Origin of the sequence: Corynebacterium sp., assembly GCF_012837295.1 — a bacterium.
Taxonomy (GTDB): domain Bacteria; phylum Actinomycetota; class Actinomycetes; order Mycobacteriales; family Mycobacteriaceae; genus Corynebacterium.
The window spans coordinates 1-4,844 of record NZ_DURI01000366.1 but is presented as its reverse complement, the minus strand read 5'-3'; the positions used below and the strand labels follow the sequence as shown (position 1 = coordinate 4,844).

The 4,844-nt window shown below is 68.4% G+C and carries 8 protein-coding genes; 2 read left to right on the top strand and 6 right to left on the bottom strand.

The window, feature by feature from the left end:
* The first annotated feature begins 68 nt into the window (after nucleotides 1–68).
* Nucleotides 69–929 carry a hypothetical protein gene (locus tag GX015_RS11975; protein ID WP_291345384.1) on the top strand — a complete coding sequence of 287 codons (861 nt, stop codon included), beginning with the start codon at nucleotides 69–71 and terminating at the stop codon, nucleotides 927–929.
* Nucleotides 930–979: 50 nt separating this feature from the next.
* On the opposite strand, the gene GX015_RS11970 is transcribed toward GX015_RS11975, so the two are convergent.
* The 6 genes from GX015_RS11970 to rpmB all read right to left on the bottom strand — a co-directional run bounded on the left by GX015_RS11970 (nucleotide 980) and on the right by rpmB (nucleotide 4,057).
* On the bottom strand, nucleotides 980–1,696 hold the full coding sequence (locus GX015_RS11970) for a TIGR03089 family protein (protein WP_291345383.1): 717 nt from the start codon (nucleotides 1,694–1,696) through the stop codon (nucleotides 980–982).
* A 162-nt stretch (nucleotides 1,697–1,858) separates the two neighbouring features.
* Nucleotides 1,859–2,797 (bottom strand): AEC family transporter, encoded by a 939-nt coding sequence (locus tag GX015_RS11965; protein WP_291345382.1) that lies wholly within the window; start codon nucleotides 2,795–2,797, stop codon nucleotides 1,859–1,861.
* A 282-nt stretch (nucleotides 2,798–3,079) separates the two neighbouring features.
* Nucleotides 3,080–3,331 carry a 30S ribosomal protein S18 gene (gene rpsR / locus GX015_RS11960; protein ID WP_035119551.1) on the bottom strand — a complete coding sequence of 84 codons (252 nt, stop codon included), beginning with the start codon at nucleotides 3,329–3,331 and terminating at the stop codon, nucleotides 3,080–3,082.
* Between the two features lie 15 nt (nucleotides 3,332–3,346).
* Complete coding sequence (rpsN, locus tag GX015_RS11955) at nucleotides 3,347–3,652, bottom strand: 30S ribosomal protein S14 (protein ID WP_046649899.1); 306 nt, start codon at nucleotides 3,650–3,652, stop codon at nucleotides 3,347–3,349.
* Between the two features lie 3 nt (nucleotides 3,653–3,655).
* Nucleotides 3,656–3,820 (bottom strand): 50S ribosomal protein L33, encoded by a 165-nt coding sequence (gene rpmG, locus GX015_RS11950; RefSeq protein ID WP_018019289.1) that lies wholly within the window; start codon nucleotides 3,818–3,820, stop codon nucleotides 3,656–3,658.
* Complete coding sequence (rpmB, locus tag GX015_RS11945) at nucleotides 3,821–4,057, bottom strand: 50S ribosomal protein L28 (protein ID WP_273045680.1); 237 nt, start codon at nucleotides 4,055–4,057, stop codon at nucleotides 3,821–3,823.
* Nucleotides 4,058–4,622: 565 nt separating this feature from the next.
* Here rpmB and GX015_RS11940 point away from each other — a divergent pair.
* The coding region (locus tag GX015_RS11940; RefSeq protein ID WP_291345381.1) for a type B 50S ribosomal protein L31 at nucleotides 4,623–4,844 on the top strand (222 nt) is incomplete at its 3' end.

Sequence of the window (4,844 nt, the reverse complement as noted above, 5' to 3'; positions counted from 1 at the left end):
GCCCGAAACCGCAGTACCCGAAATCGCAATACCTGTAACCACAGCACTTGATAACGAGGAGAAGAACCATGACCGCCCCGTCCGCAGGCCGACCCGGCTCCGTCATCCCGCAGCCCACCACTTCGACCAACTCCACCGCAGCGCCGAACGACGCAGCAGCACCCACCTCCGCCGCAGCACCCACCTCCGCCGCGGTGCCCGGCCCCGCCGACGTGTTGCGCGCCGAACTCGGCCGCATGCTCAATCTGCCTGCGACGTGGGGTTACGCCTTCGCGTACCTTTTCTTCGTCGTGGCGCCGCCGGTGCTGATGTGGTTCACCACGCGCAACGGCCCGGCGGAGTTCCAATTCGAGCCGACGTTCGCGAGCGTGCTCCTCGGCGCCGACTTCCTGACCATCATCGCGATCGTGTTCGCCGCCGCCGGTTCCGCCGGGGACATCGCGGGCCGGCGGGTGGCCTTCGGCTACCTGGCGTCGGGAAGCAGGTGGGGAGTCCACTCCGCCCGCATGGTCGCGCAACTGCTGCTCATCGCGGCGGCGACGGTCATCGGATTCGCCATCGCCGCGGGAATCCTGGCGGCGGCCGGTGCGCTTTCGGCGGAGAACTTCGGCGGTGCCGCCCTCGCGGCGGGGCTGATTCTGGTGTGGGCCGCCATCGGCTCCGGCGTCGGCACGCTCATTCCGGTGCCGGCCGTCGCGGTGGCGCTGCCCATCGGCTGGATTCTCGTCCTGGAGATGGCCGTCGGCCTCGTCCCCGTCGACTGGGGGCAGACGCTGGCGCAGTACCTGCCGTGGACCGCGTCGCGCCAGCTGCTCGGCATGATGGACGTCGGCGTCAGCGACTTCCACGCGAGCCTCGTCCTCACCGGGTGGTTCGCCGCGGTCGTCGTCGGGGGAGTGATCATCGCTTCCCGACGTGACGTGAAGTAGCGCCCGCCCCCGAAACAGCGCCCCGAAACAGCGCCCCGAAACGAGCCCGGTCAGCCCAGCGGCCGGGCCTTTTCGATGTCCGCGATCCGCGCCATCCGTTCCTCGTCGGCGCCGCGCACGATGACGGCCGCACCGCCGACGGACCACGGCGTGAGCACCGCGTTCATCCAGCCTTCGGCACCCGGCGACCCGTCGGCCCACCCCGCGGAGATGACCCGCGCGCCGGCGTCGAGCCCGGCTTCGTCGGCGCGGGCGCGCGCCTCGCGCACCAGCTCGCTGGGGGTGCGCCCGCCAATCAGGGGTTGCCCGTCCTCGGGCCCCATGCCGAGGTAACCGTCGGGATGCAGGCGCACCTCGGGCCCGAAATCCACGACACCGGGCGGAATCTCACCGCCGCATTCGACGACGCCGCGCCCGAACGCGTCATCGGTCACCGCCGCGAGGTACGCGTCGGGGTAGCGCTCCTCCCACTCCGACAGCTTGCCGACGGTGGTGAACACGACCAGCGGGTCGGCGTCGGAGAACTCGATGCCGGCGCGTTCGGCGCCGAGGACCAGGCACGCCGACGTCCAAATCGGGGGCAGGTCGATCCACGCGGTGTCGCCGGCCTCCAGGTCGAATTCGTCGTGGAGCATGTTGCCGATCTTGGACGCCCAGTTGTCCAGCGTCACGGCGCTCAGATCGGTGCGGCCACCCGTGGTTTCGTCATAAAACGTGAGGCGGGGCACCGAAGGGTCGGAAGCGAGGAGTTCTTTGAGGAGTTCCACGCCACCCAAGCGTAGCGACGAATGGTGGTCCGGGAATCCGGCCCGGAATTCCGGTATAAGCGCGCGGGTGGGCGTGTGCGGGAGCGCCGGGAGACACCGCGGGTGGGCGTCTGCGGGAGCGCCGGGAGATACCGCGGGAGGCGCACCGCCTGACCGGCGGGCCTACCCGAGCAGCACGGCGATGACGAGGATGACGGGCACGCAGGCCAGCGTCGTCACCACCGCCGAGTCCCGCGCCTGCACCGTGCCGCGGCCGAAGCGGGAGGAGAAGGTGTAGACGTTCTGGGCGGTCGGGAGGGCCGCGATGACCACGGCCGCCAGCAGCGCATGCCCCTCCATCCCGAGGAGGAACGCCGCGATGAGGTACGCCGCCACCGGCTGCCCGATGTTCTTCAGCACGGAAGACGCGAGCACGGCCCTGCGCGGCGACGTGCCCCGGCGCAGCACCGGCGAACCGTACAGTCCGACGCCGAACGCCAGCAGCGCCAGCGGAACGGCGGCCTGGCCGAGCAGTCCGATGGGCTGCATCACGACCGTCGGCACGTCGAACGGCAGCGCCGCGGCCAGCAGCCCCAGGGCGGCGCCGACGAAGATGGGGTTCTTCAGCGGCGTCATGATGGTGCGGCGAATGTCGAGGCGACCGTGCCGCGACGTGAGGATGTCCAGGATCGTCAGCGAAATCGGGGCGTAGAAGGCGATCTGGAAGATGAGGGCGGGGACGATGGCGGTTGCGTCGTGAAGCACGGCCGTCGCGATGGGGATGCCCAGGTTGGCGACGTTGTTGTAGCTCGACGACATCGCGCCGACGACCGCCTCCGGCGCGCGCTGGTTCACCGCCGGGCGCGCGACGAGGAGGTACACCGCCGCGGTGACCAGGGCGGAGCCCGCCGCCACGATGAAGGGGCCGCCGAAGGCGCTGCCGGTGTCGGAGGTCGCCAGGGTGTGCAGCAGCATGCACGGCATGGCCACCCAGTAGACGACCATGTTCAGCGCCAGGCCGCCGCCCTTGCCCAGCACTCCGGACCGGCCGGCCAGCCATCCGCCGAAGATGATCAGCGCCACGGAACCGAAGCCGATGAGAATCGCGGACAAATCCGGCACGGCGGGCTCCTCTCGGGTGGTGAAGGTGGGTGGTGAAGGTGGGTGGTGAAGGTGGGCGGTGACGGCGGGCGGGCGAAGGTGGGGCGCGCGGGCATGCGGGCATGGGCAGTGCCCCGTCCCAGTATGGGCGCAATAGAAAACGGACCCCGTCTCGCCCTCCCTCGGGAGGGGACGTGGGTCCGTTTACGCTGTCATTGCATGTTGTTCGTCATGCGGCCAGCGCTTAAATCAGCCGTTCGGGGCGTGCCCGGCGAGGGCCGTGCCGTGTCCCGGCAGCCGGTTTTAGCGGCTGGTGAACGGCAGGAGGGCCATCTCGCGGGCGTTCTTGACCGCGGTGGCGACCTGGCGCTGCTGCTGGGGGGTCAGGCCGGTCACGCGACGGGAGCGGATCTTGCCCCGGTCGGAGATGAACTGACGCAGCAGGTTGATGTCCTTGTAATCGACCTTCTCAACGCCGGCGGCCTTGAGCGGGTTCTTCTTCGGGCGGCGGGACTGCTCCATCCGCGCCTTCTTGTTGCCGTGGTTGCGCTTCATGTGAGTGTCTCCCTCTTACCAGCTGGACTTACGGACGCCCGGGAGCTCGCCACGGTGGGCCATCTCACGGACGCGGACGCGGGACAGGCCGAACTTGCGCAGGTAACCACGCGGGCGGCCGTCGGCGGCGTCACGGTTGCGGACGCGGACGGGGGAGGCGTCGCGCGGCTGACGGTTCAGCTCGTACTGCGCCTCGGCACGGTCCTCGTCGGAGGTGTTCGGGGACTTGATGATGGCCTTGAGCTCAGCGCGACGCTCCGCGTAGCGGGCGACGATCTCCTTGCGCTGCTCGTTCTTGGCGATCTTGGACTTCTTGGCCATGAGTTAGCGCTCCTCGCGGAATTCGACGTGCTTGCGGGCGATCGGATCGTACTTCTTCAGCGTGATGCGATCCGGGTTGTTCCGCTTGTTCTTCCGCGTGACGTACGTGTAACCCGTACCCGCGGTCGACTTCAGCTTGATGATGGGACGAATGTCATTACGTGCCATTTAGATCTTCTCCCCACGGGCGCGGATCTGGGCCACGACGGCCTCGATCCCGTGCTTGTCGATGGTCTTGAGACCCTTCGGGGACACCGTCAGGGTGATGGTGCGCCCCTCGGAGGCGAGGTAGAACTTCTTGCGCTGCACGTTGGGGTTCCAACGGCGGGAGGTGCGCCGGTGCGAGTGGGAGACGGTCTTGCCGAAGCTCGGCTTCCGTCCCGTGACCTGGCAAATCGCCGACATGGGCTTTCCTTTGCTTCCTAGCCGCCCATCAGCCGGCTCCGAGGCGCCGCACCGGGCCAGAATCGCGGCTTCCCCTCCTGCTCGTGGTGCCATCTTCCGTGGTTGCCACGGTGGCGGTACGTGCGTGAACACTGCTCAGGTGCTCGGAGGGGAGTGCAATTCTTGTCCGGGGCGCCGTCGTGCCAGGGCACTGGGCGAAAAACGAATGAACAGACAACAGCGAGGATTTACCCTACAGGCCGCCCCGTCCCGATTCCTAATCGCCTGGGAGCGCGCCCATTTCGCGCGGCGTCGCCACGGGCGCGGCGCCGGGCCAATTCGGGGCCGACGCTCATCCGGCGGGAATGCCCGAGGGCGTTTTTCCTTATCTGACCCGCAGCGTGTAGGGTGCTAGAGGTTCATCGCCCGACCGTAGCGGCGATGTTGCACGCAAACGAACCCAACTCGGGCACGATCCGGGCTCCGGTGGCTCTCGCGTTTCACGGCGAATCATACGTCGTCAAGCAAAGGTCCGCCCATGCCGCCCGGAAGCGACCCGTAGTTCAATCCTGAGGGAATCGAAAGCATGAAGAAGGACATCCACCCCGACTACCACCCGGTGGTCTTCCAGGATGCGGGCACGGGCACTCAGTTCCTGACCCGCTCCACCGCCACTTCCGGCCGCACCGTCCAGTGGGAGGACGGCAATGAGTACCCGCTCATCGTCGTCGACGTGACCTCCGAGTCGCACCCGTTCTGGACCGGCGCCCAGCGTGTCATGGACACCGCCGGCCGCGTCGAGAAGTTC